Source organism: Streptomyces sp. NPDC001544 (assembly GCF_042894285.1).
In the GTDB taxonomy this organism is placed as follows: Bacteria; Actinomycetota; Actinomycetes; order Streptomycetales; family Streptomycetaceae; genus Streptomyces.
Genome location: NZ_JBIAVN010000017.1, coordinates 1 through 24,435, shown reverse-complemented (window position 1 = coordinate 24,435; position 24,435 = coordinate 1). Strand labels below are relative to the sequence as shown.

The 24,435-nt window shown below is 72.3% G+C and carries 15 protein-coding genes; 3 read left to right on the top strand and 12 right to left on the bottom strand.

Annotated features, from left to right (window positions below):
- The first annotated feature begins 340 nt into the window (after positions 1-340).
- Complete coding sequence (locus ACFY0F_RS31525) at positions 341-4,129, top strand: multifunctional oxoglutarate decarboxylase/oxoglutarate dehydrogenase thiamine pyrophosphate-binding subunit/dihydrolipoyllysine-residue succinyltransferase subunit (RefSeq protein ID WP_388801831.1); 3,789 nt, start codon at positions 341-343, stop codon at positions 4,127-4,129.
- A 93-nt stretch (positions 4,130-4,222) separates the two neighbouring features.
- On the opposite strand, the gene fxsT is transcribed toward ACFY0F_RS31525, so the two are convergent.
- The 8 genes from fxsT to ACFY0F_RS31485 all read right to left on the bottom strand — a co-directional run bounded on the left by fxsT (position 4,223) and on the right by ACFY0F_RS31485 (position 17,796).
- The gene (fxsT, locus tag ACFY0F_RS31520; RefSeq protein WP_388801828.1) at positions 4,223-7,231 is read right to left on the bottom strand and encodes an FxSxx-COOH system tetratricopeptide repeat protein; all 3,009 of its coding nucleotides are present in this window, start codon (positions 7,229-7,231) and stop codon (positions 4,223-4,225) included.
- Positions 7,232-7,383: 152 nt separating this feature from the next.
- Positions 7,384-8,841: an aKG-HExxH-type peptide beta-hydroxylase gene (locus tag ACFY0F_RS31515; protein WP_388802201.1), complete on the bottom strand. Its 1,458-nt coding sequence runs from the start codon at positions 8,839-8,841 to the stop codon at positions 7,384-7,386.
- Positions 8,841-9,959 carry an FxsB family cyclophane-forming radical SAM/SPASM peptide maturase gene (locus tag ACFY0F_RS31510; protein ID WP_388802199.1) on the bottom strand — a complete coding sequence of 373 codons (1,119 nt, stop codon included), beginning with the start codon at positions 9,957-9,959 and terminating at the stop codon, positions 8,841-8,843. Before ACFY0F_RS31510 ends, ACFY0F_RS31515 begins: the two co-directional genes overlap by 1 nt.
- Positions 9,960-10,123: 164 nt before the next feature.
- Positions 10,124-10,312, bottom strand: coding sequence for an FxSxx-COOH cyclophane-containing RiPP peptide (gene fxsA / locus ACFY0F_RS31505; RefSeq protein ID WP_388801825.1), 189 nt, complete (start codon positions 10,310-10,312; stop codon positions 10,124-10,126).
- A gap of 13 nt (positions 10,313-10,325) precedes the next feature.
- Positions 10,326-13,712, bottom strand: coding sequence for an SAV_2336 N-terminal domain-related protein (locus ACFY0F_RS31500; RefSeq protein ID WP_388801822.1), 3,387 nt, complete (start codon positions 13,710-13,712; stop codon positions 10,326-10,328).
- A gap of 7 nt (positions 13,713-13,719) precedes the next feature.
- Positions 13,720-14,766 carry an AAA family ATPase gene (locus ACFY0F_RS31495; protein WP_388801819.1) on the bottom strand — a complete coding sequence of 349 codons (1,047 nt, stop codon included), beginning with the start codon at positions 14,764-14,766 and terminating at the stop codon, positions 13,720-13,722.
- Positions 14,767-14,875: 109 nt separating this feature from the next.
- Positions 14,876-16,972: a trypsin-like peptidase domain-containing protein gene (locus tag ACFY0F_RS31490; RefSeq protein ID WP_388801816.1), complete on the bottom strand. Its 2,097-nt coding sequence runs from the start codon at positions 16,970-16,972 to the stop codon at positions 14,876-14,878.
- Positions 16,969-17,796 carry a CU044_2847 family protein gene (locus ACFY0F_RS31485; RefSeq protein ID WP_388801813.1) on the bottom strand — a complete coding sequence of 276 codons (828 nt, stop codon included), beginning with the start codon at positions 17,794-17,796 and terminating at the stop codon, positions 16,969-16,971. The genes ACFY0F_RS31490 and ACFY0F_RS31485 overlap by 4 nt, the downstream gene beginning before the upstream one ends.
- A 197-nt stretch (positions 17,797-17,993) precedes the next feature.
- Between ACFY0F_RS31485 and ACFY0F_RS31480 the strand changes: the two genes are divergently transcribed.
- Positions 17,994-18,173 carry a DUF6104 family protein gene (locus ACFY0F_RS31480; RefSeq protein ID WP_240118762.1) on the top strand — a complete coding sequence of 60 codons (180 nt, stop codon included), beginning with the start codon at positions 17,994-17,996 and terminating at the stop codon, positions 18,171-18,173.
- 49 nt (positions 18,174-18,222) lie between these two features.
- On the opposite strand, the gene ACFY0F_RS31475 is transcribed toward ACFY0F_RS31480, so the two are convergent.
- The 4 genes from ACFY0F_RS31475 to ACFY0F_RS31460 all read right to left on the bottom strand — a co-directional run bounded on the left by ACFY0F_RS31475 (position 18,223) and on the right by ACFY0F_RS31460 (position 22,758).
- A complete protein-coding gene (locus tag ACFY0F_RS31475) occupies positions 18,223-18,501 on the bottom strand; it encodes a gamma-glutamyl-gamma-aminobutyrate hydrolase family protein (protein ID WP_388802196.1) in 279 nt (92 codons plus the stop codon).
- Positions 18,502-18,540: 39 nt separating this feature from the next.
- Positions 18,541-18,696, bottom strand: coding sequence for a hypothetical protein (locus ACFY0F_RS31470; RefSeq protein WP_388801810.1), 156 nt, complete (start codon positions 18,694-18,696; stop codon positions 18,541-18,543).
- A gap of 481 nt (positions 18,697-19,177) precedes the next feature.
- Positions 19,178-22,063, bottom strand: a complete 2,886-nt coding sequence (locus ACFY0F_RS31465) for a helix-turn-helix transcriptional regulator (RefSeq protein ID WP_388801807.1) — start codon at positions 22,061-22,063, stop codon at positions 19,178-19,180.
- Positions 22,064-22,401: 338 nt separating this feature from the next.
- Entirely contained in the window at positions 22,402-22,758 is a 357-nt protein-coding gene (locus ACFY0F_RS31460; protein ID WP_388801804.1) for a MerR family transcriptional regulator, read from the bottom strand.
- Positions 22,759-23,183: 425 nt separating this feature from the next.
- Here ACFY0F_RS31460 and ACFY0F_RS31455 point away from each other — a divergent pair, with 425 nt between their 5' ends.
- Positions 23,184-24,089 (top strand): NADP-dependent oxidoreductase, encoded by a 906-nt coding sequence (locus ACFY0F_RS31455; RefSeq protein ID WP_388801801.1) that lies wholly within the window; start codon positions 23,184-23,186, stop codon positions 24,087-24,089.
- Positions 24,090-24,435 lie beyond the last annotated feature (346 nt).

Here is a 24,435-nt window from a genome sequence, read left to right as displayed (position 1 = left end):
CCGAGCGGAGGTGGCGGAGTCCGATCACCCGGGCGGGGGAGCCGCCCGTGCCAAGTTGACGTAAAGTTCGAACCGGAGCCACAAGATCCACCGGTGTCCGCGCTGGCGGACACGTGTGATCAGGGGGAGGCCTGCGGCAAGTCGCGCCCAGGCCCGGACCGTGGCGTCCGTTCCTCAGGTGAACCACGCTTGTTTCCCGCCATTTCAACCCCTGAAACACGCTTTTTCATGTGACTTACGCGACGATGAACCGGCCCGACCTGACCTTCACGGTCTTGGAGGCGTAGCCTTTATTCCCGCTGTCCATCACCTTGTGAAGCGGAAGAGGGCGGTTGCCGCCGTGTCGCCACAGTCCCCCAGTAACTCGAGCATCTCGACCGACGACCAAGCCGGGAAGAACCCCGCTGCCGCGTTCGGTCCTAACGAGTGGCTCGTCGACGAGATCTATCAGCAGTACCTCCAGGACCCGAATTCGGTAGACCGTGCCTGGTGGGACTTCTTCGCTGATTACAAGCCCGGGGCTGCTGCTGCCGCGCCCGCTCCGGCGCCCGCGGCACCGAAGCCCGCCGCCAGTGCTCCCGCGCAGCCCGCCGCGCCTGCCGCGCCCGCCAAGCCGGCGCAGGCCGCCCCGGCGGCTCCGGCCGCCCCGGCCGCGCCCGCCGCCGCGAAGCCCGCGCAGCTGGCCCAGCCCGCGCCGCCCGCTCAGCCGAAGGCGAAGGCCCAGCCCGCCGCCGCGGCCCCCGCGGCCGCGTCCGCGGACGGGCCGGAGTTCGTGACGCTGCGCGGCCCGTCCGCCGCGGTCGCCAAGAACATGAACGCGTCGCTGGAGCTGCCGACCGCCACCTCGGTCCGCGCGGTCCCGGTGAAGCTGCTGTTCGACAACCGCATCGTCATCAACAACCACCTGAAGCGGGCCCGCGGCGGGAAGATCTCCTTCACGCACATCATCGGCTACGCGATGGTGCAGGCCATCAAGGCCATGCCGTCGATGAACTGGTCGTTCGGCGAGAAGGACGGCAAGCCGACCCTGATCAAGCCGGCGCACGTCAACCTGGGCCTGGCCATCGACCTGGTGAAGCCCAACGGCGACCGCCAGCTCGTCGTGGCCGCCATCAAGAAGGCCGAGACGCTGAACTTCTTCGAGTTCTGGCAGGCCTACGAGGACATCGTCCGTCGCGCCCGCGACAACAAGCTGACGATGGACGACTTCACCGGCGTCACGGTCTCCCTGACCAACCCGGGCGGCCTCGGCACGGTCCACTCCGTGCCGCGCCTGATGCCCGGCCAGTCGGTGATCATGGGCGTCGGCTCCATGGACTACCCGGCGGAGTTCCAGGGCACCAGCCAGGACACCCTGAACAAGCTCGGCGTCTCCAAGGTCATGACGCTCACGTCGACCTACGACCACCGGGTCATCCAGGGCGCCGCCTCCGGCGAGTTCCTGCGCGCCGTCGCCAACCTGCTCCTCGGCGAGAACAACTTCTACGACGACATCTTCGAGGCGCTGCGCATCCCCTACGAGCCGGTCCGCTGGCTCAGGGACATCGACGCGTCGCACGACGACGACGTCACCAAGGCCGCCCGTGTCTTCGAGCTGATCCACTCCTACCGGGTCCGCGGCCACGTCATGGCCGACACCGACCCGCTGGAGTACCGCCAGCGCAAGCACCCCGACCTGGACATCACCGAGCACGGCCTCACCCTGTGGGACCTGGAGCGCGAGTTCGCCGTCGGCGGCTTCGCCGGCAAGTCGATGATGAAGCTGCGCGACATCCTCGGCGTGCTCCGCGACTCGTACTGCCGCACCACCGGCATCGAGTTCATGCACATCCAGGACCCCAAGCAGCGCAAGTGGATCCAGGACCGGGTCGAGCGCCAGCACTCCAAGCCGGAGCGCGAGGAGCAGCTGCGCATCCTGCGCCGGCTGAACGCGGCGGAGGCCTTCGAGACCTTCCTGCAGACGAAGTACGTCGGCCAGAAGCGCTTCTCCCTGGAGGGCGGCGAGTCCGTCATCCCGCTGCTGGACGCGGTCCTCGACAGCGCCGCCGAGTCCCGTCTGGACGAGGTCGTCATCGGCATGGCCCACCGCGGCCGGCTGAACGTCCTCGCCAACATCGTCGGCAAGTCGTACGCGCAGATCTTCCGCGAGTTCGAGGGCAACCTCGACCCGAAGTCGATGCACGGCTCCGGCGACGTGAAGTACCACCTGGGCGCCGAGGGCACCTTCACCGGTCTGGACGGCGAGCAGATCAAGGTCTCGCTGGCCGCCAACCCGTCCCACCTGGAGACCGTCGACCCGGTCATCGAGGGCATCGCCCGCGCCAAGCAGGACATCATCAACAAGGGCGGCACGGACTTCACGGTCCTGCCGGTGGCCCTGCACGGCGACGCGGCCTTCGCGGGCCAGGGCGTGGTGGCCGAGACCCTGAACATGTCGCAGCTGCGCGGCTACCGCACCGGCGGCACGGTCCACATCGTCATCAACAACCAGGTCGGCTTCACCGCGGCCCCCGAGTCCTCGCGTTCCTCCATGTACGCGACGGACGTGGCCCGCATGATCGAGGCCCCGATCTTCCACGTGAACGGCGACGACCCCGAGGCCGTCGTGCGCGTGGCGCGGCTCGCCTTCGAGTTCCGCCAGGCGTTCAACAAGGACGTGGTGATCGACCTCATCTGCTACCGCCGCCGTGGTCACAACGAGTCGGACAACCCGGCCTTCACCCAGCCGCTGATGTACGACCTGATCGACAAGAAGCGCTCGGTGCGCAAGCTGTACACCGAGTCCCTGATCGGTCGCGGCGACATCACCCTGGAAGAGGCCGAGCAGGCGCTGCAGGACTACCAGGGCCAGCTGGAGAAGGTCTTCACCGAGGTCCGCGAGGCCGTCACCGCCCAGCCGAGCGCCGGCCCGGTGTCGGACCCGCAGGCCGAGTTCCCGGTCGCCGTGAACACCGCGATCTCCTCCGAGGTCGTGAAGCGGATCGCCGAGTCCCAGGTGAACATCCCCGACACGTTCCACGTGCACCCGCGTCTGCTGCCGCAGCTGCAGCGCCGGGCCACGATGGTCGAGGACGGCACGATCGACTGGGGCATGGGCGAGACCCTCGCCGTCGGCTCCCTGCTGCTGGAGGGCACCCCGGTCCGGCTGTCCGGCCAGGACTCCCAGCGCGGCACCTTCGGCCAGCGGCACGCGGTCCTCATCAACCGCGAGACGGGCGAGGAGTACACCCCGCTGCAGTACCTCGCCGAGGACCAGGCGCGTTACAACGTCTACAACTCGCTGCTGTCCGAGTACGCGGTCATGGGCTTCGAGTACGGCTACTCGCTGGCCCGCCCCGACGCGCTCGTGATGTGGGAGGCGCAGTTCGGCGACTTCGTCAACGGCGCGCAGACGGTGGTGGACGAGTACATCTCGGCGGCCGAGCAGAAGTGGGGCCAGACGAGCGGTGTCACGCTCCTGCTCCCCCACGGCTACGAGGGCCAGGGCCCGGACCACTCCTCGGCCCGTGTCGAGCGCTTCCTGCAGCTGTGCGCGCAGAACAACATGACGGTCGCGATGCCGACCCTGCCGTCGAACTACTTCCACCTCCTGCGCTGGCAGGTGCACAACCCGCACCACAAGCCGCTGGTGGTCTTCACCCCGAAGTCGATGCTGCGTCTGAAGGCCGCCGCGTCGAAGACGGAGGAGTTCACGTCGGGTCAGTTCCGCCCCGTCATCGGCGACTCGACGGTGGACGCGGCCGCGGTCCGCAAGGTCGTGTTCGTGGCCGGCAAGCTGTACTACGACCTGGAGGCCGAGCGCACCAAGCGCGGCATCACGGACACGGCGATCATCCGTATCGAGCGCCTGTACCCGCTGCCGGGTGCCGAGCTCCAGGCGGAGATCAAGAAGTACCCGAACGCCGAGAAGTACCTGTGGGCCCAGGAGGAGCCGGCGAACCAGGGTGCCTGGCCGTTCATCGCCCTCAACCTGATCGACCACCTGGACCTGGCGGTCGGCGCGGACATCCCGGCGGGCGAGCGCCTGCGCCGGATCTCGCGTCCGCACTCCTCGTCCCCGGCCGTCGGTTCCGCCAAGCGGCACCAGGCCGAGCAGGAGCAGCTGGTGCGTGAGGTGTTCGAGGCGTAGGTCCGGTCGGCGCCGGACGTACGCGACCGCACGTACGGAAGGGCCCGGCCCCGGAAGTTCTCCGGGGCCGGGCCCTTCGGCGTGTGCGGCCGCTCAGGTCGGATGCGGTTCGAAGTCCCAGTACGGCCTGTTGCGGGAGCGGGCCGAGAGGGTGTGGACGTGCTGCTTGCCGAGCGTGGCCTCCAGGTCGGACAGGGCCTCCTGCTCCACCTTCTCGGCCTGCTGGACGTTGCGCAGGCCACGCAGGTCGGCGGCGTGGGCCACCCGTGCGGAGAGGGTGAGGGGATGGGTGCGGCCGAGGGACTCCGTCGCCCGGGTGACGGTGTCCCGGCTGAGCGCGGCGGCTCCCTCCGTGTCGCCCACCAGGTTGCGCAGGGCGGAGGCGTTGATGGCGCAGCCCAGGGTGTGCGGGTGGTTCTCCCCGACCGCCGTGGTCATGTCGGCCAGTGCCTGCTCGGCCAGCACGTGCGCGTGATCCCGTTCGCCGACCATGCGCAGGATCTGCGCCTGGTTGCCGCGGACTCCCGCGATGAAGGGATGCCCTTCGACGAGCAGTTGCTCATAGCGGGCGAGGACGGACTCGCTCGCCTCGCGGGCCTGGTCGATGTCGCCGTGCTCACGGGCGAAGCAACTCTGGCTGACGGCGGCGGCCAGCGTCTGCGGGTGCCGGTCGCCCACCGTGCGCTCGTAGCGTTCCAGCACGCGGGCCAGCATCGCTCCGGCGCCCGCCCGGTCACCGCCCCGGAGCCGGCACAGCGCCAGATTGTGCTCGGCCCGCAGCGTCTGCGGGTTGTCGGCGCCCATGACGAGGCGGCTCTCGCGGACGTTCTTCGTCTGGATGGACTCGGCCTCGGCGTAGCGGCCCAGCAGGCGGAGCCCGATGGCGTAGGAGTTCTCCGAGAACAGCGCCCAGGGGTGCCGTGCCTTCAGCAGCCGGCGGCGCATCTCCAGGGTCGTCTTGTCGATGTCGAGGGACTGCTGGTAGTGGCCGAGCAACCGGTGCGTGAAGCCCAGGTTGTGGAGCGCGTTGAGGGTGCGGGAGTCCTCCTCGCCCAGCAGGTCGCGGTAGGTCGGGTACAGCCACTGGTAGAGCTCCAGCGCTTCGTCGTACCGGCCCAGGCCCCACAGGTCGGCGCCCAGGCCGCCGGCCGCCCGCAGATGGTCCAGGTCCCGTTCGCCCCGCTCCTCGCGCAGGCGGTTCACGGCCTCGCGTTCGATGGCCTCGGTGCGCTCGTAGTCGCCGGAGGCGCGCAGCAGGTTGGCGTACTGGTAGATCAGGTCGAAGATCCTGGGGTGGAACTCGCCGAGCAAGGACCGCCAGGCTTGCAGCGCGCGTTCGCCGAGTTTGATGCCCGAGGTGTACTCGCCGGCGAAGTACATGTAGCGCAGACAGTTCAGGACGAGGTTCTGCACCGTGCGGTCGCTGCTGCCCAGGACGTCCGCGTACTTCAGGTGCGGCACGATCTCCGCGTAGGCGTCCCACAGGCGGGTGTCCGTGGCGCGGCCGGGGTCGGCCGTCGCCAGGGCGCGTCGCACGACGTCGACGAACTCCTGCCGGTCCGCCTCCGGCATGTCGCTGCGCACGATCTGGTGGACCATGCGGTGCAGGTACAGCGACTCGCCCGAGGACGCACCGGAGTCGGCGCCCACGTCATGGGACTCCAGGCGCACCACGGAGTACTGGCGCAGCTGGTTGATGGCTCTGTTCCACAGCAGCGGGTCCTCGAGCAGCCCGGTGAGCTGTTCGGGCAGGTCGTCCAGCGGCATCTCCCGCAGCAGCCGTACGGGGATGAAGCCGGGCGCGAAGAAGGTGCACAGACGCAGCAGGTCGACGGACTCGGGGACGGTCTCGCGGAGTTTGTTCAGCAGTATCGACCAGGCGGTCTGGAAGGCGACCGGAAAGTCGGCGGAGACCCTGACCACGTCCTGGTCGATGCCGCCGTCCAGGAGGGCGATGTAGTCCTCGACGGAGAGGTCGGAGTCGTTGAGCCAGCCGGCCGTCTGGTCCAGCAGCAGCGGCAGGTCCTCCAGGGCCTCGGCCAGTTGGTCGGCGTCCGCCTCGGACAGGCGCGGCGCGCGGCGCCGGATGAAGGCCACCGACTCGTCGCGGGCGTAGACCGGGATCTGCAGCAGGCGGCTGTTGTGGTCGCCCCACTGCGGGTTCCGGGAGGTGATCAGCACGTGCCCGGGGCCGGTGGGGACCAGGTCCCAGATCTGGTCGGGCTCGTCCGCGCCGTCGAGGATCAGCAGCCACCGGGAGAACGGCTCGCCCCGGCGCAGCGCGTCACGCACCGCGCGGAGCCGCTCGCCGTACTCGGCGCCGGTCGACAGGCCGAGCTTGGGGGCGAGTTCGGCCAGCACGCGGCGGTAGGTGACCCGCTTCTCGGCGTTGATCCACCACACGACGTCGTACTCGGAGCTGAACCGGTAGACGTACTCGGCGGCGAGCTGTGTCTTGCCCACCCCGGACATGCCGTAGAAGGTGAGCACGCCCGCGCCGGGCTCACTGCTGTTCAGCAGGTGGTAGGCCTCGTTCAGCAGCGGCTCGCGCCCGGTGAAGCGGGTGTTGCGGCGCGGTACGCCACCCCACACCTCGGGCATGGCCGACGGGAAACGCGGTCCGCGCCGGTTCTCGGCGGTCTCCGGCAGCGGTTCGTACGTCAGGCCGAGCCGCTCGACGACACGCCGTTCGGCCTCGTCCGGGCCGGTGCTCACGAGATCGACGGGTGCGAGGACGGCGGTGGCGGTGGGGACCGAGGCGGTGGTCACCGAGACGGCCGCGAAGCGCGAGGGGTCCGGCGCCACGACCTCGCGCAGCGCCGCGTTCCACTCCTCGAAGGTGCGCGGGCCGAGTTTGAAGTACCAGTCGCTGATCAGGATCAGGACGCGGCCCTCGGCCAGGCTCAGGTCGCGCAGCAGTTCCACCAGAGGGACTTCGGGAGGCGCGTCCCAGCGCAGGTACACCACCCGCAGGCCGCGCCGCTCCAGACGGTCCCCGATCCAGGCCGCCCAGGCCCGGTTGAACCCGGCGAAGCTGATCGTGACGGTCTGCTTCGCGGTCCCCCTCCCGGTTGACCCGACCGGCCTACGCGTTCCAGACATGCAGCGGCCTCCCGCTCGCGATTTTAGAAGCTGTGCACGGCCCGGGGAAGGCGCGTGCGCGCGCCTGCTCCGATGCTCGTGGACGCATCCTTGCCCGCCGACACAACGATCTCCACCTGGCGGACGCAACGTGGTGCGCGCGCATCCGCGCCTCACTCACGCGAGCGGCGCACATCCACCGCGTGACGCTGCACCCACAGACGGCGGGCGGCTCGAACATACTCGCGGGCCCTGACGACGTGGGCCCTGGGGACGGTGATGGCGGCCATCCGCTCGTGGGTGTCGACCATGACCTCGACGAACTGCCGTCCTCTCGGGGTGAGATCGTCCGATCCGACGAGTGCCGGCAGAGCCGCCGTCACCTTCGCGTGGTAGCCCGCGAACCGGCCCCAGGCCTCGTCGCGGCGCGCGGCGTCCGCTTCACCCAGTGCGCGGCGCTGGAAGTAGTCCGCGAGCGCGAGGTGGGCGTAGGCGCCCTGCAGCAGGCCCTCGTAGGGGCGCGGCTCGGGGCGCCAGGGCGCGAAGTACCGCGCTCGTCCGTCCGAGTGATGCAGGGTCACCATCATGCCGAGCACGGCCAGTTTGGCGTGCTGCAGTTCGTGCACGAGCGTCGTTGCGAAGGCGGTGGCGTTCGGCGGTGTGCTGCTGAGCACCGCTCCGAAGGCCTCCGGGCGGGTGGCGCTGCACGCGCCGTGGGAGCGGCCGTCGGGCGACTGGCCCGGCGGCGCCGCGAGGGGTACCAGGCAGCGCAGCAGGGCCGCCGCCTCGGTGAGCCTCCCCTCGCCGCCGAGCCGCAGGGCGGTCGCCGTGCCCGTCCATGCCTGGAGCCAGTGCTTGCGTGCGGCGTCGTCGAGGGTGACCGGGCCGCTCAGGCCGTAGTAGTGGGGGCCGCCGTGCACGGTGCGGTACGGGTCCAGGTCGTCCAACGGGACCGGGCCGGTGCCGGGCAGCAGACCGGGCAGCGCGTACGCGGAGGTCCAGGCGCGGGAGCCGGACCAGGCTCCGACGCCGTCCTCGAGGTGGACGACGACATCGGCGGCACCCGGCCGGCGCAGGGTCAGCCGGCCGCCGCGGCACACGGTGTCGACCGGCGTGGGCCCCGGATCGTCCGTGTGCAGCGCTCCGACGGACGGCAGCACGAGTGTTCCGGCGTGGGCGGTGAGCCGTACGGCGAAGGGCGTTCCGGCGCGGGCGGCGATCGCCGCGGTCACGGCGCCGAAGTGGTCCAGGCCGGCGGCCAGGTCCCGCTGCCCCCGCGGGTCGCCGTCCGCGGCCTCCAGGGTGTGCAGGACGCGCTGGGCCCAGGAACCGAGGAGCGGCTGGAGGAGGCCGGTGCGGACGGCGGGGCCGGAGGGGCCGGCTGTCGACGGGGCCCGTCCGCGGGGGCCCGTCCGCGCGGCCTCGGCCTCCTCCAGCAGTGCCCAGTCCTCCCGGAGCCGCTGCCGTGCGCCGGGGGAACAGGCCGGCGACGCCGTCGCGCCGTCGAGGACCGCGCGCAGGACGAGGAGCCGCCGGGTGTCCTGGTCCCGCGCGAGCAGGGCGAGGGTCTCCGGGCTGCCGCCGGTGCGGCCCAGTTCGGTGAGGGCGTGGTCGGGCAGCGACGGGAGTATCACGGTGTGCCTCCTTCGGCCGAGGAGGCGGCCGGTGCACGGGCCGCGTCCTCGGTGAGCCGTCGCGCCACGTGCCGGATGAATCGCTGCAGGTCCGCGCAGTAGACGGAGGGGTTGGCGAAGCCGTGTCCGGCCCGGTAGCGGTGGGCGTAGTGGCCGCCGCCGCACACCCGGAGCAACGGGCACGCACGGCACCCGGCGGCCAGCGCGTCCTCGCCCGCCTGCCGGGCCGCCACCCCCGGGTGGCGCAGCACCTCGTCGAAGGCGTGCCGGAAGACGTCGAGCCCCGTCTCGGCCGCGCCCTCGTAGCAGGATTTCAGCGAGTCGACCTGCTCGATCGATCCGTCCGTCTCCACGACGACCGCTTCGAACGGTGTGAGGCCGAGGGACTCGGTGGCGGCGGGCATGCCGAGCAGCAGGGCCATGCACGACTCGAAGAGGCGGACCTTGGTCTCCCGCCGTCCCGCGTCCCACCAGCGGTCGAAGACGGCGCACAGCCACCGGCCGTGGCGCTCTTCGCCGTGGTGGGCCGGCGGCGCGGACCAGTTGCCGTGCGGCAGCAGCAGGTCGAGCGCCGGGGGACGCAGGGAGAGCAGCGACTCGTAGGTCTCGACCGGGTCCAGCGTCGGGTCGACGACCGTGAGGATGCCGGCGTACGAGTCGGCGAAGCGGTCGGCGAGCAGCCGCGCCCCGCGGGCCGCGGCGGGCCAGGACGGGCGGCCGGCGTGGTCGACGCGCTGGGTGTTGTGGCCGGGCAGGCCGCCGTCGAGGCTGATGCCGACACGGATGCCGGCGGCGGCCAGGACGGTGAGGCGCCGCTCGTCGAGGAGGGTGGCGTTGGTCTGGACGACCGGGTGGACGGAGGTCCCGGGCCGGACGCGCTCACGGACCGTGGCGGTGAAGCGGGCCAGGGTGCCGGCGCCGGCCAGGAGCGGTTCGCCGCCGTGCAGGACGAGGCCGACCGCCGTCAGGCCGTGCGCGCTCGCGTGCTCGGCGATGCGGGTGGCGGTCCGGTCCAGTACGGCGGGGGACGCGGCCCGGGGGCGGTCGCGCCAGGACCGGTCGGGTCCCTCGTAGAGGTAGCAGTAACGGCACGCGAGGTTGCAGCGGCCGTGCATCTTCACGATGAACTGCCGGAAGGGGAACGGGACAGCGCGAGCAACGCCGTACGACACTTAGCCACCCCCATGCCCTCGGCCGTCCAGGGGCCGCATTCCCGAGCGGACCACGGGCAAACTGAACTCACTGGTCGGCAAAGGGATTTGACCGGATACCGTCTCTGTCAAAGGGAGTTGGTGAACCCCCACAGCGTCTCGCCCGGCCGGGTGGCCCGCTCCCGCAGATCCTCAAGGACCTCGCGCAGCACGGGATGCCGGACCGTCCTCAGCTCCGTCAGGTTCATCGACAGGACATCCGGCAGGGGCTCGTCCCCCACCGGCTCCGACACCTGCTCCGTGGTCTCCACGCTCATGCTCTCCCCCATGTCATTCCAGCTCCGCCAGCCTGCGTGCCGTCTCCTCGGCGGTGGGTTCGCTCGTGCCGACGCCGTCCTGCGGCATCCGCTGCCACTCCGCCCGCGCCGACCGGTAGGCCTCGCGGGCCGCACGCGGGCGCGCGGCCGCCTCATAGGTCCTACCCCGCCAGTGGTGTGCCTGAGCGTGCAGCTCCACGGCCGTCAGCCGCTGCCGCTCGGTCTCGGCCGTCTCCTCCGCGTCCCCCGCGGCCTGGGCGGCGTCCCGGAACGCGTCCACCGCCGGGTCCAGCCGGGTGGTCCGGCCGAGGCTGCGGTACGTCTCGAACCGGGTCTTGCCGAGTTCCAGCAGGCAGCGTGCGGCTGACAGCGCGTCGCCCGCCTCGGCCGCGGCCAGCCCGAAGAGGTGCTCCGCCTCGCGCAGGTCGACCGGGTCGCCCCGGGTGCCGTAGCGGGCCATCAGCGCCTGCCCCAGCGACAGCAGCCGGTGCGCGAGCCGGGGGTCACCGGGCGGTGTCTCCGTGCGGCACTCGCGCAGCACCCGGATCGCCTGGGACAGCGGGCCGGAAGCCCGGCCGCCGGTCTCCAGGGCGGCCAGCCGCAGCAGCGCCCCGCCCCACTCGGCGAGGACCTCCGCGTGGGCCGGCTCGTCGCGCGGCATGCCACGGGCGGCCTGCTCGAACAGGTCGGCGGCCAGCCGCAGTTCGCGGGGGTCGCCCGACTCGCCGTGCCGTGCGACGCCGATACGTCCGGAGCGCACCAGCAGCGCCGAGCGCAGCCCCCGTTCCCGGGTGAGCCGGAGCCCCTCCTCGACCCGGTCCCGCGCCTCGTCCAGGGGTCCGCCCGAGGCCAGCAGCGCGTCGATCAGGTCGAGCCGGATGCGCACGCCCTCACGCGGTGGCTGTTCGGTACCGGCCTCGGCGGCGGTGTCCAGCGCGTCCCGCAGCGACCGGGCGGCCTGCTCGGCGTGGCCGCGGGCCTGTTCGGGGTCGGCCGTGGCGTCGGCCAGGCGGAGCAGGATCCGCCCGTGGGCGAGCGGCAGTTCGGGCGGGCGCCGGCGGCGGTCCGGCCAGGCGTCGGCGAACGCCTCCAGCATGCCCACGGCGCCCTGCAGCAGCGCGCTGTCGTGCCCGAGCCGCCACTGTGCCTCCAGAGCGCCGACGCGTTCCAGGGTGAGCTTCAGGGCCTCGTCCTGTGCCAGGTCGGGGGCCGCGCAGGCCACCGCGTACTCGCGGTCGGCGCGGCGCAGCAGGTCCAGTGCGCCGCGGTGGTCCCCGTGCCGTCTGCGGTCCACGGCGGCGGCGTGCAGCACGCTCGCGAGGACGGCCCGTTCACGCAGCGCGTGCGGGTGCGCGACGGCCCGTTCCGCGGCCTGCTCCGCCTCCCGCAGCAGCTCCGGCCCGCCCTGCACCTCCCACAGCCGCAGCGTGCACCGCGCGTACTCCGCCCACAGTTCCGGGTCGGAGCCGGGCGGCCGTTCGTGCTCGGTGGCGCCGCGCAGCAGTTGTACGGCGTCGATGAGGTCCTGCACCATGCGCTCGTCGTCGAACCGCGTGATCAGCGAACGGGCCCGGGTGACCGCCCGGTGCGTCGCCGAGCGGGGACCGGCCGTACCGGGCGCCGGACGGCCGCCGTAGGCCGCGAACTGTTCCGGCAGCGGCATGAACCTCTCCAGCACGCGCGCGGCGACCTCCGCGAAGGGCTGCGGTACGAGCGTGGGGTCGCCGTGTTCGCCGGGGTCGCCGGGGTAGGAGCCGCCGGGCGCGTAGGGGCGTCCGGCGCCGCCGGCGTCGCCGTCGCCGTCGCCGAGCTGGGCCAGGGCGAGGGCGGGGAAGTTGGGGCCGCCCTTGCCGTAGCGCTGCTCGATGTACTCCGAGCAGTGCTTGAGGACGAGGACCGCCTCGTCCCGGCCGAGGGTCGACAGCAGGGCCTCCCGTACGTCGGGCTGCATCTCGTACCACTGGGCGCCGCCGTCGCCGTAGCTGTCGCCCGCGCGGGTGAGGAGTCCGCTGAGCAGCACCTCGGCCAGCTCGGACGGGCCCGAGTCGGGGAGCATCGTGCGCTGGACGAGCTGCATCACCGGCAGGCAGAGCGGTGCGGCCGCCAGGCAGCCCGCGAGCCGGCCGGCGGCCGGGGAGGCGGTGGAGCGGAAGCGGCCGAGGCGCTGCGCCCAGGAGCGCTCCCCGGCCGGGCCCGCGGCCGGCGCGGGCGGCTGGTCCGCGCGTACCCAGCCCACGGCGCCGGAGACCGGGGCGGCGCCGGCCCCGGACAGCAGCCGGGCCCACGCCCCGAGGGCCACCGGTTCCGGGGGCAGCACGGGGACGGGCAGGCCGCCGCCCCGCGGCTCCACGGCGCCGGCCGGGCCTCGCACCCGCAGCGCGGCGGCGCCGCCCAGGGTCGCGCCGCGGGTGAGTTCGCCGTACGTCACCGGCAGCCGGGTGCGGCTCCACAGGCGCTGCGGGAGCGGCTGGAGGACCGCGGCGGGGGCCTGCCGGGCCAGGTGGTGCAGCAGCCGGTGGGCGCGGCCGCTGCGCCACAGCGGGCCCGCGCAGTCGCTCACCAGGAGGGTGATCCGGCGGCCCGTCGGGTCGCTGAGCCGGTCCGCCGCGTGCAGCGGGGCCGTGTGCGCGTCGGGGCTGCGGCTGACCAGCGGGTCGCCGTCCGGCCCCTCGTGCAGATGGCTGACCTGGACGTCCCCGAACGCGCCCAACCGGCCGAAGATCTGCTCCAGTTCGGCGAACATGCGGTCCCATACGCGCATGGACGGTGAGGCGTCCAGCACCAGCTGCAGCCGGGTGTCGGCGCGGGTCACGGCCCGGTGCACGGGGATCACCAAGCCCCCCGCGCGGGCGCTCAGTTCGGCCGTGGCGGTCTCGTCCAGCTCCTTGCGCAGCGGCGGTGCGGCGCTGCGGTAGCCCTGCAACGGCCGTAAGGCGCGCTGGAGTTCGAGGGGTGCGGGCAGTACGGGGGCCACGGGCACCCCGACCGGCAGCGCCGAGGCACGGCCCGATGCCCGCCCGCGTCCCGCCCCGCCGCGCGTCGGCGGGTACAGGGGCACGCTTCCGTCGGCCCGGATGCCGTACGACGACGGTGCGGGCGGCTCGGGCCGCGGGGTGCCCTTCGTCGGGCCCGGGGTGTCGAGGTGCGAAGGCTTCCCGGTGCCGCCGGTGGGCGCCGCCCCGCCGGCCCGCGGCGATCCGTCCGGGTCGGGCGCCTGTGCCGGCCGCGCCCAGCGGGCCAGCCACAGGGCGTCGCTCAGCCCCTCGGTGTCCGGGTCGAGCCCCGCCAGCCGCAACCGTGCGACGAGTTCGGCGATCGGGTCGGCGGTGCCTTCGGGGGCAGGGGTCTGCGGCGCCCGGTCCGGGCCGGGGGGACCGTGGGGCGCCTCGGCGTCGGGCATCAGCGCCTCACCTCGGGCGGTCGAGTCGCTGGATGAGCAGGTCGGCGAGTCGGTCGCGGCTGGGCGGTGCGGCCGCGTCGGTGAGGTAGATGGCGTTCAGCAGCTGGTCGGCGGCGAGGAGTTCGCTGCGCGAGCGCTCCAGGAACCGGGTGATCAGGTCGTCGCCGGCGCGGGCCGCCTCGTCGCCGAGGTGGGCGCGCACGAACGTGGCGAGCCGGTTGTGGTCCGGGCGGCCCAGCTCCAGGTGGATGCAGCGGCGCAGCAGCGGGGCGGGGAAGTCCCGCTCCCCGTTGCTGGTCAGCACCACGAACGGAAAGGCCCGGCAGCGCACCCGGCCGTCCCGGATCCGGACCTTGGCGCCGTCGGCCGTGAGCACCTCGGCCTCGCCGTCCGGCAGCCGGTCGGCGATGCGCTGCAGCTCCGGGATCTCGAACTCGCCCTCCTCCAGCACGTTCAGCAGGTCGTTGGGCAGGTCGATGTCGCTCTTGTCGAGTTCGTCGATGAGCAGCACGCGCGGTGTGTCGGAGGGCAGCAGGGCGGTGCCGAGCGGGCCGAGGCGGATGTAGCTGCCGATGGCCTCCACGGAGCCGGGGCTGCCCGCCGCCGCGCCGAAGCCCCCCTGCGCGGCGATCTGGACGTCCTGGAGCCGGGCGATGGCGTCGTAGTGGTACAGGCCGTCCTGGAGGGCGGAGCGGCTGACGATGGACCAGCGCAGTACGTCGCCCAGCCCCAGTTCGTACGCCACCGAATGGGCCAGTGTGCTCTTGCCCGCGCCGGGGCTGCCGGTGACGAGCAGGGGGCGGCGCAGGTAGAGCGCCGCGTTGATCATCTCCAGCTCCTCGGCGCCGGGCCGGTGGAGCTCCGCCAGGTGCCGGTGCGCGCCCAGTCTGCGCTGCCGGGAGCCGTCGCCGTCCCGCTCCCGGGAGCCGTCGCCGCCGTCCGCGGTGTCCCGGCCGGCGAAGTCCCGCCAGGGCGGCGGCGGAGGCAGCCGGCTCATTCCGTCGTGGGGTTCTCCGGCGCCCCGGTAGATGAGCCACTCACTGGATTCCGTCATGTCCGGTCCTCGTCGTCACTCGTCCGCCACGGCAGCCGTCGAACGTGCATCACGGTATCGACCCGCTGGGAAGCTGGTAAGAGGCCGAAAGGCGCTCGGGCGCGTTGCATCAGGGGGCCTCCAGGAGATCTCCGGTTCCGGGCAGGGGCTGATGCGGGTCGTCGTACAGGAGTGCTATTCCATCGGCCCAGTAGGCCTCCGTGAGCCCCGCGTACCGCTTCACGCGCAGCCCGTGCACCAGGTCGGGCAGGAACGCCGCGCCGTGACCGTCGTCGACGACCTGTCTGACCCCCCGGTGGAACTCCCCGCACACGGCGTCCGGCCGGCTGTGCCAGCGGCGCCACACGACCACCGAGAAGCCCGCGTGCAGGATGCGGCCGAGCGCGGCGGCGTCGTCCTCGTAACGCCGGTCGCCGTAGCGGCACAGCACCGGGACGGTACGGGGTGGCAGGCCGCGCAGTCGTGCCACGGCCGGCACCGGCTCGCGCACCCCGTCGTCGCAGTCCAGCACCTCGGTCCCGGCGTCCCGGGCGTGCAGCCGGCGCCAGCGGTCCCGGCGCTCCGTCTCCTCCTCGGCGCCGCTCCACTGCGTGCCGGGCATCCCGGGCTCACCGGCGCCGGGGAGCTGGTCACGGTCGCAGCAGCGCACGACGACGGGCCGTTCGGCGCCCAGGGGGAGGCCGTCCGGCCGCAGCCGCCACTCGTCCACGGCCAGCCCGAGCAGCGGGTGCGGCAGCGCCGCGTGCAGCGCCACAGGACGCCCGGGCTCGTCACAGCGACGGAAGGCCTCGGCGAGCGGGGCCGCGACCCGGGCCGGAAGGTCCTCCAGCAGGGTGCGCTCCTCCTCGTGCAGACGGGTCACGTCGCCGTCCGGGGCGGCCACGGAGACCGACCAGTCGCAGCGGTCCGGCTCCCAGCCCCTGGGGAGCACCTCGAGCAGCACGGACAGCCCGGGCGTGGCCGGCCGCTCCCCGGCCGGCCACACCGGCGTCCCGGTGCCGCGACGCTGCCCCAGCCACTCGGCGCGCCGCCGGGCCAGGCCGTGGCGGTAGCCGCTGTCGAGGCCCGTCGACGTCTGTTTCACCCACTCCCACAGGGCTTGTTCGGCCTCCAGCAGGCTGGGCGTGGCCGGGCGTTCGGCGGCCATGACCTGCATCGCGTAGTCGAGTACGAGCTTCAGCGCGCCGTCGTGCCGGGCGTTCTCGTACAGCACCCCCAGGCCGTCCCGCCAGCCTCGGGGCGCCGGGACCAGGGTGGGCAGCTGGAAGTTCGGCAGGGAGTCGAGGATGTCGAGCAGGCTGCGGGTGGTGACCGGCGGGGGCAGGTCGGCGAACCGGCCGAGCAGTTCGCCGCGCTCTTCGGGGCCGAGCGTGCGGCCGGGGCGGGCCCCGAGCTCGCCCTGCAGATCGGCCCAGGTGGGGCGCCGGGAGTCCGAGGGCTGCTGCCGGTCGCGGTGGTAGCGGTCGTGGGCGTGGAAGACCGCCTGGTAGACGTCGTCGTGCTCGGTCCGCACGCCGTCCGGCGGCGCCTGCAGCGTCCGCAGCCGCTCGATCCCCGTGGAGGTGCCGCCCGTCCCGTGGGCCGCGCGCGACTTCAGTACGCCGACGACCTCGCCGCGCACCGGGTCGATCACGGGGCCGCCCGAGACACCGGGTGGGAGGTCGTTCTGCCCGATCCGCATCTGCACCCCCGCGGACCAGCCGCCGATGGTGCCCTGCACCGAGAGGAACCCGTCCAGGATCTGCAGCTGGCCTCCGGTGACCGTCCAGCCCGCGTAGAACACGCGGCCCTCGCCGTAGTGCGCGGCGGGCCGCTCGGAGACGTACACGCAGTCGTGGCCGACGGGTTCGCGGAGCCGGACCAGGGCCAGGTCCGGGGCCGGCCAGCCGCCGGGCAGTGGGCGTTCGACGTGCTCCGGGAGGGTGGCCGCCACCTGGCCGGGGACGACGCAGGGGCCCTGGCCGGGGTCGGTCTGGTAGACCACCGCCACTTCGTCCCCCTCCCCGCCGTTCACCACGTGTGCGCAGGTCAGAACCCAGTTCGGGGCGATGAAGAATCCGCTGCCGAGAAAGGTGCCGGGTTCGTCCAGGGCATACCCGACACCCGTGTGATGAATGCGCACGGTGGCCGCCAGGACGAGTTCACGCAGCGCATGGTGGGCGGCATGGACACCGTACGATGCGCCCCCGCCGTGCCCGTCCGTCATATCCGCCCCCCGCCGCCGACCCACCGGGCGCCCCCATGCCCCCGCACGCCGGGGGACGCGCCCGCGCGGGGGGTGTCGCGGAGGCCTGGAGGGGCGGGGGTGCTTGCGGCGGTTACGGCGGTTGCGGAACGCGAGCTTGTCGGGGTGTCTGGAGCGGAGGGCGGCGGGGCAGGGTTCCGGACGTCGCGGAGAACCGGGGCCGGAGTCGGGCCAGAGCTGGGAACCGGGCCAAGGCCAGGGCGGGCAGCCGGGGACGAGCGGGGAGCCGCAGCCGGGCCAGGACCGGAGGTCGCGGCCGGGCCGGAAGCCGGGCTCGGCCGGGAAACCGCAGCCGCGCCACCACCCGAAGCCGAGCCAGGAGCCGGAGCCGAGCCCGGGCCGGGGGGCGAGGGCGGAGGTGAGTCGGGCGGCGGGGGTGGGAGCGGGGCCGGGTCGGGGGTCGGCGGTGTGTCCAGGACGGGAACCGTGGGGTCCGGCGGGCCGCCGCCGTTCCAGGTCAGGGTCACCGTGATGCCGGCCTTGGCCTCGCCGTCCGCGAGCAGTCCCACGACCTTCCCGGCCTTCGCGGTCAGCTCGATGCCGAACTCGACGCTCACCTCGTCCGGCCGCACCGCCCGCAGCGGACCGGCCAGCGAGCGCGCGACACCGGTGACGAGCGAGTGGAGGCTCTCCACGCTCGCCTCCACCCGCTCGGCGAACCCGGTGTCCGTGTACGACAGCTCCCCCGGCGGCACGGCCAGCTCGTCGGCCCCCGATATCCGCGCCCAGACCGGCGTGCCGTCCGGCAACTCGATCCGCGCCACCCGCGTCGCTTCCCGCCCCATTCCACGCTCCCCCGTTCCCCGTGGCATCGCCCCGCCCGCCGGCAGGCCGGCGGGCCCGGCGCTCCCTGCGCCTATCCTTTACCTGTCCTGTCGTGGCTCCCCGGACGGGAAGCCGGCACCACTCTTCCCAAGGGAGAGGGTTCTTCCCCCACGGGAGCGGCCCTACCCCTGCACTGACACCACGGAGCACCATCCCCATGTACTTCACCGACCGAGGCATCGAAGAACTGGAGAAGCGGCGCGGCGAGGAAGAGATCACCTTCGAGTGGCTCGCCGAGCAGCTCCGCACGTTCGTCGACCTGAATCCCGACTTCGAGGTTCCGGTGGAACGACTGGCGACATGGCTCGCCCGCCTGGACGACGAGGACGAGGACTAGGTCGTTTCCTTCGGGTGTCGGCGGGCCGCAGCCGCGCCGGCCGGGCTGCTCAGCCTGAGCCGGCATGACGTACCAGAGCGCTGAACAGTTTCCGCAGAGAGGGGTCATGGCGCGCGGTGTCCTCCGGGTGCCACTGCACCGCCACGAACCAGCCTCGTGAGGAAGGCAGTTCCAGGGCTTCGATGGTGCCGTCGTCGGCTGTGGCCGCCGTGGTCAGGCCGTTGCCCAGGCGCTCGGCCCGTTGGTGGTGGAAGCAGGACGCCTCGACCTTCTCGGCGCCGACTGCCTCCGCCATCCGTGTTCCTGGTCGGATGGTCACCGGGTGCAGCAGATGGCGTCGTGTGCGACAGGTGAGCCGCCAGGTCCGTCACCCAGCCTTCTTGTCGAACCATCCGGACATCCGGGCGACGGTCGAGCCGGTGAAGAGGATGCTGAGAGGAACGATCGTGAACCAGACGGCACCGGCTTTCATCGCCGCGAGCAGGGCGATGGCGCCGATGGCCAGCGCCAGGAGCACGAGCATGCCCAGAAGGACACGAACCTTGGAAACCAACGGAAGACTCTCCCATTCTCAGCGGGGCTCAACTGACTGGACAGCGGTCGCTATCCCTTGGGCCGCCGGCGGCGGTTGCCCAGTCAAGAGGCAGCAGGCTTCCTCGGCGTGACACCACGACTCCGTCAGGAAGCTCGTGGAACGAGTCTCCCAACGCCGCATCGCGGCGGGCTCCAGTAGAACTACGTAATCAAATACGTAACTACACGGGCGGAGGCGCGGTGCGGATCATCGGCGCGGCCCAGGAACGTGCAGGGCACAGTCGGCCAGGGGGCCGCTGAAAGACACGGGCCCGCGGAGCGCGGACGAGCCGAAAGCGGGGAGAAGGAACAGTGGGCCGAAGGGGCCCCCGACGACGAGCCGGCCCCGTCCGCCATTTCGATGTGAAGGCGCGGTCGTCAACGCTGCGCTCCGCAAGGTCACACCTCACTCACACGGCGTACCGGACCACTCACGAGCCGGCTCCCAGCCCAACGCGGGTCATGAGGCGGGTCAGCGCCGAGCGGGACGGTACGGAGAGCTTGCGGTAGATCGAGGACAGGTGCGTTTCGACGGTGCGCCGGCTGAGGTGGAGTCGGGCGGCGATGTCCTGGTTGCTCAGACCTTCCGCGAGCAGTCCGGCCACCTCGCGTTCCCGTGCCGTCAGTTCGGCCAGTTCCGCTGGGACCGCAGGCGCCTGAGACATCGTCTGAGGACGAATCAACTCGGCCAGGTCCACGAGCAGGCGTGCGCCGCCGGCGACAGCGATCCGGTGGGCGCGGTGCCACATGGCGGCAGCGCGCGTGCCCTGCCCGGTGCGCTGTGCCAAGGGCGCCGTGCGCAGCAGGGCGTACGCCTCCCACAGGCTCTGGCCGCAGCGGACGTATTCCTGTGCGGCCGCTTCGAGGAGACGAACAGCCCCGCGGGTGTCGCCACGGTGCTCGGCCAGCGAGGCTTCGGCTCGCAAGGCGCCTGCGCGCTGGCCGTCGAGACCGAGCTGGTCGGCCTCGCGCGCCGCCTGCTCGGCCCAGCGTCCGGCCTGGTCGACGTCACCGGCGGCAAGTGCGGCGCCCGTGAGGGTGTCCAGCTGGCCCGGACGGATCGACGGCTGCAGCAGGCGGAGTTCACGGCCACCGCCGGCCGTCATGATGGCCTCCTGCGCGCGGTGGGGGTCCCCGCTCACGAACGCCGCGTGCCCGAGCATGCACCACGCAAGGGCGGACCACCAGCCCTTGCCACCACTGGTCGCCGCGACAGCCTCTTCAGCGGTGGCCAGGGCACTGACGTCCCCGAAAGGACGGCCCAGCAGCAGCACCAGCGTCTTGATGGCCAGGGTGAACGCCAAAAGATCGGAACTGCCCGCGGCCCGAGCCAGTGTCTCCGCCTCCTCGGCTGCCTCCAGCGCGGAGGGCAGGCGGCAGGTGTTGAGGTGGACGAAGGCCTTGCTCGTCAGCAGATGCGGCAGCACGTGCAGCCGGCCACCGCGTCGGGCGACATCGAGCCCCCTGGTGAAGTGCCGTTCCGCGTCGGGATAGCGCTCCAGCAATGCTTCCGCCCAGGCCAGCCATCCCAACGACTCACACAGATCCGTGAGGCCCGGGTCGGTCAGCGCATCCGCCAGCCGGGATGCGGCGTCGGTGAATCGGGCAGCCGCTTCCGTCTCGCCCTCGTACGCCTCTCCCAGAGCCGCCAGGGCAAGGGCCGCCGCCTCACCCGCGGAGTTGCCGGCGGCACGGGCGATGGAGACCGCTTCTGCGACATCCGTGCGCGCCTCGGGATAGGACGCGGTCAGCAGGGCAGACATGCCGAGGGCGAGCCTCAGGGAGACCGCCTGGCCGGGCGACGGGCTCGGATGGCGGGACAGCTCCCGGCGCAGCAGGGCGGTTGCCTCAGGCGAGTGGCCGAGGTGCCGCTCCATCACCGCGCACCAGGCGACGGCCTCCGCACGGAGCACGGGTAGATCATTGCCCGACGTTTCGATCAGGTCGTGCAGCAGGTCCCGGCTCTCTCGGAGGTTCCCGCTGACGCCGAGAGCTTGGGCACGCGCCAGGACGAGTTCGCCACGCCGTCGGGCGTGGTCGGGCGTGTCCGGCATATGTCCGAGGACGACGTGCAGCAGGTGGGCGGCGGTGGCCGGCGCGGTCGCCGCGCACTTCGCGGCAGCCTCTTGCAGCACTGCCGCAGCCTCGGCATCCCAGGCGGTCATCGACCGTTCGACGTGGTGGGCCCGCTCGGTGGCGGGAACACCACTGCGGGCCAGTTCCCTCGCGGCCCGACGATGCAGGTCGGTACGCCGCTCTGGCGCGATGTTCTCGTAGACCAGTGCCCGCACGAGCGGATGACGGAATGCCCATCGGCCGCCCGGCCCGGCGCGCAGCACATCCCGCGCCATCAGTGCGCGGATCTGCTCCTCCACCTCCACTACCGCTTGGACCGGCAGCCCGATGGCCTCGGTCACCATGGCGGGTGTGGCACGGTCGCCAAGCACTGCCACCGCCTCGGCGACACGATGCTGCGGCGCGGTCAGCGTGGTCAGCTCGTCGAGCAGCAGGGCTGCGAGCCCGCCAGGTACTCCGATCGCGTCCGTCGCGTCGGAATGCGCCGTGATGCCGTGCAGGGACGCTCCGTCCCGGTACGCGTGCAACAGTGCGAGCAGATAAAGGGGATTGCCCTCGCTGGCGGCGTACAGCTGCTTTGCCCGGTACTCGGGGACATCTGAAGCCAACGTACGGATGGACTCCTGCTCGGGGAGCGGCCCCAGAGCGAAGTGGAGTACGTCTGCGCTGTCGGTGCCGCGCGCCAGCGTCGCGGTCAGGGACATGGGGGTCTGCCGGACCCGCCGTGCCACCACCAGCAGGACGCGGCCGCGGGCAGGGTGCCGGATCAGGTGATCCACGAGTTCCCGCGACGCTGGATCCGCCCAGTGCAGGTCGTCTATGGCCAGCACCACACCGCGCCCGCCCAGGCGCGCGAGGAACGCGGTGATCGCACGATGCAGCCCGAAGCGGGCCACGGCGCCCGATGCGGACCGATCGCCCGGCGGCTGTCGGATGCCGTGCAGCATCAAGTCCAGTTCGGGGAGGGCAGGGTCAGCGGCCATGACGCCGGGGTCGACATCGGCGAGCGCATCGGTGAAAGCCTGGAAAGGGACGTGCTGTTCGTACTCCGTAGCCCGGCCGCGAAGCACCGTGAATCCTTCCTGACGGGCCCGGGCACATACTTCGCCGAGCAAGCGGCTTTTGCCGATGCCGGGTTCACCGGCGATGTCGACGACCGCCGGTGCCTCAGGCCGGTCCAGGCGCGCGAGCAGGTCGTCAAGCCTGGCGAGTTCCGCCGATCTACCCACCAGCTGTGTCACGCCCGTGCCTCCGCCTTGCCCGCTCAGTGGATCTTTGTCCCCTCCGCCAATCCTAGAAGCGGCCACTGACATACATCTGGGCGACGATGCGGACTGCCTTCGCCTTCGGATCGAAGGGCTACGGACGTCGTCCCAGTGCGGTAGGCCCCGGACTCCCATCTCTGACCCACGGGTGCAAGGTGTCGGCGGAGCGTCCGGCCCCTCAGTGCAGCACGCCGGGTTCCGTCGATGAGTTCTCGCACGATGTCGGCGTGGCCGGCGTGCCGCGGGGTTTCGGAACCGGCCAGTGCCCGGTGGATGCCGGACAGGTCGGGGCCCCACCCCTCGCGACGGGTTGATCAGTCCTGCGCCACGTTCGCCGCGGTCACATTCTCGATCACGCGGCCGAGTTTGGTCTTGGCCCGGGTCAGGTCCTGGATGCGTGCGGCGATGCGGTCGCGTTCGATGATGAGCTGGGCGAGCATGGCGGGGGTCGCGACGCCGGTGCTCACGCACGGCAGGAGTTCGACGACGGTACGGCTGGAGAGGCCGGCCGCGAAGAGGTCCTGGATGAGCTGGACGCGCTCCAGGGCTTCGTCGGGATAGTCACGCTGCCCACCGGGCGTCCGCGTCGATTCCAGGAGCCGCTGTTCCTCGTAGTAGCGCAGGGCCCGCACGCTGACCCCTGACCGCCTGGCGAGCTGTCCGATGCGCATGACGCAGGCCACTCCCTCCCCGCTCTTACCTCACGTTGACGTCAGGTTCAGGCTAGCAATGCCGGCTCCGGGGGCAGCCCTGGGGCCGATCGAACCGTTGCCGGCGCCGAGATTGATCACGACCCGGTGGCGGACACGAGCGCGTACACGCGGTTCACGTGCGCACGGCAGTCCTCGCGTCGTGCCGGAATCGCCGAGCCCGTCCGAGGGCACATGGGTGTCGACCGTGACGGGCGGCGTGATCCCTGGTAGTGGCGCAGGCTCCCACGCGGACCCCCGCCCGCTCGGCAACCTCACCCATCCGCGCCTGCCCTCCTCCAGCCGGGCGGCAGTTGCGGCTTGCACCTCACGTCAACGTCAGGTTCTAGGGTGACGAGCGTCGGATGAACACGTCATTCCGGCCCGTCGAAGTAAGGCAGACCATTATGCGCGCAGCACGGTTCCACGAATACGGCGGAGCGGAGAGCCTGGTGATCGAGCAGGCCCCGGACCCCCACCCCGGGCCCGGTGAGATCCGTGTCCGCGTCGCGGCGGCCAGCGTCAATCCCATCGATTGGAAGCTGCGCGCCGGCGCCCTGCGCGAGCTGATTCCCCTGGAGCTGCCCGCCATTCCCGGGCGCGACGGCGCCGGTGTGGTCGACGAGATCGGCGACGGGGTGCGGGGGGTGAGCATGGGCGACCGGGTCTTCGGACTGGGCGGTGTCACTGGGGCGACCGCAGAGTTGCTCATCCTCTCGGCCTGGGCGCACACCCCCGCCACGTGGAACGACGAGCAGGCCGCTGGTGCCGGTCTCGCGTCAGCGACCGCGATGGGTGGACTGAACGCGTTCGGCTCCCTCGCGGGGCGCACCCTTCTCGTCGAGGGCGCCGCCGGAGGCGTGGGCAGTGCGGCGGTCGAGATCGCGGTGGCGCAAGGTGCCACTGTGATCGGGACAGCCAGTGAACGCAACCACGAGTTCCTCACCTCTCTCGGCGCCCTTCCCACCACTTACGGCCCCGGCCTCGCACGGCGCCTCACCAGGCTCGCTCCGCATGGCGTCGACATCGTGCTCGACACCGCGGCCTCCGGCTCCCTGGACGACCTCGTCGCGATCACAGGTGACCCGAAGCGCGTCGCGACGGTCGCCGACCACGTGGGCGGGCAGCGCCTGGGCACGCATGTGGTCAACGCGGAGAACGATTCCACTCTCCTGTCCGCGGCGGCGGAACTGGGCGGGCAAGGCCGCTACACACCTCGTATCGAACAGGCCTACCCCCTGGAGCGGATCGCCGACGCCCACGCGCACGCAGAGCGCGGACGCACCCGAGGAAAGATCGTGATCTGCATCTGAACAGGCCGATCCGTGTCTGAACAGGCCCACGAGATGGGTAACTCGCAACGCGTGGGCCTGCGTGGCGAGGGTTCCGTGCATGTTCCCTCCCCGTTCGCGTCGGCATGTCAGCGGTCAACGACGGCACCACCATCGCCGAGTGACCCCAGGGGCATCGTGGATGTCTGATCAGGAGGGCCGGGGGCCGGTCGATCGGCTGACGCGGGACCGCTCCAGCCGCCCGCGTGTCACCCACGTGCCGGGACAGCACACCTAGGGCCTGTCCGGCGGATCATGCCGCAGACGCGGGGCTTGGCACGCCCTCCCCCACTCTCGGCTTCGCTCGAGCGGGCGGTGCCCCCACCGG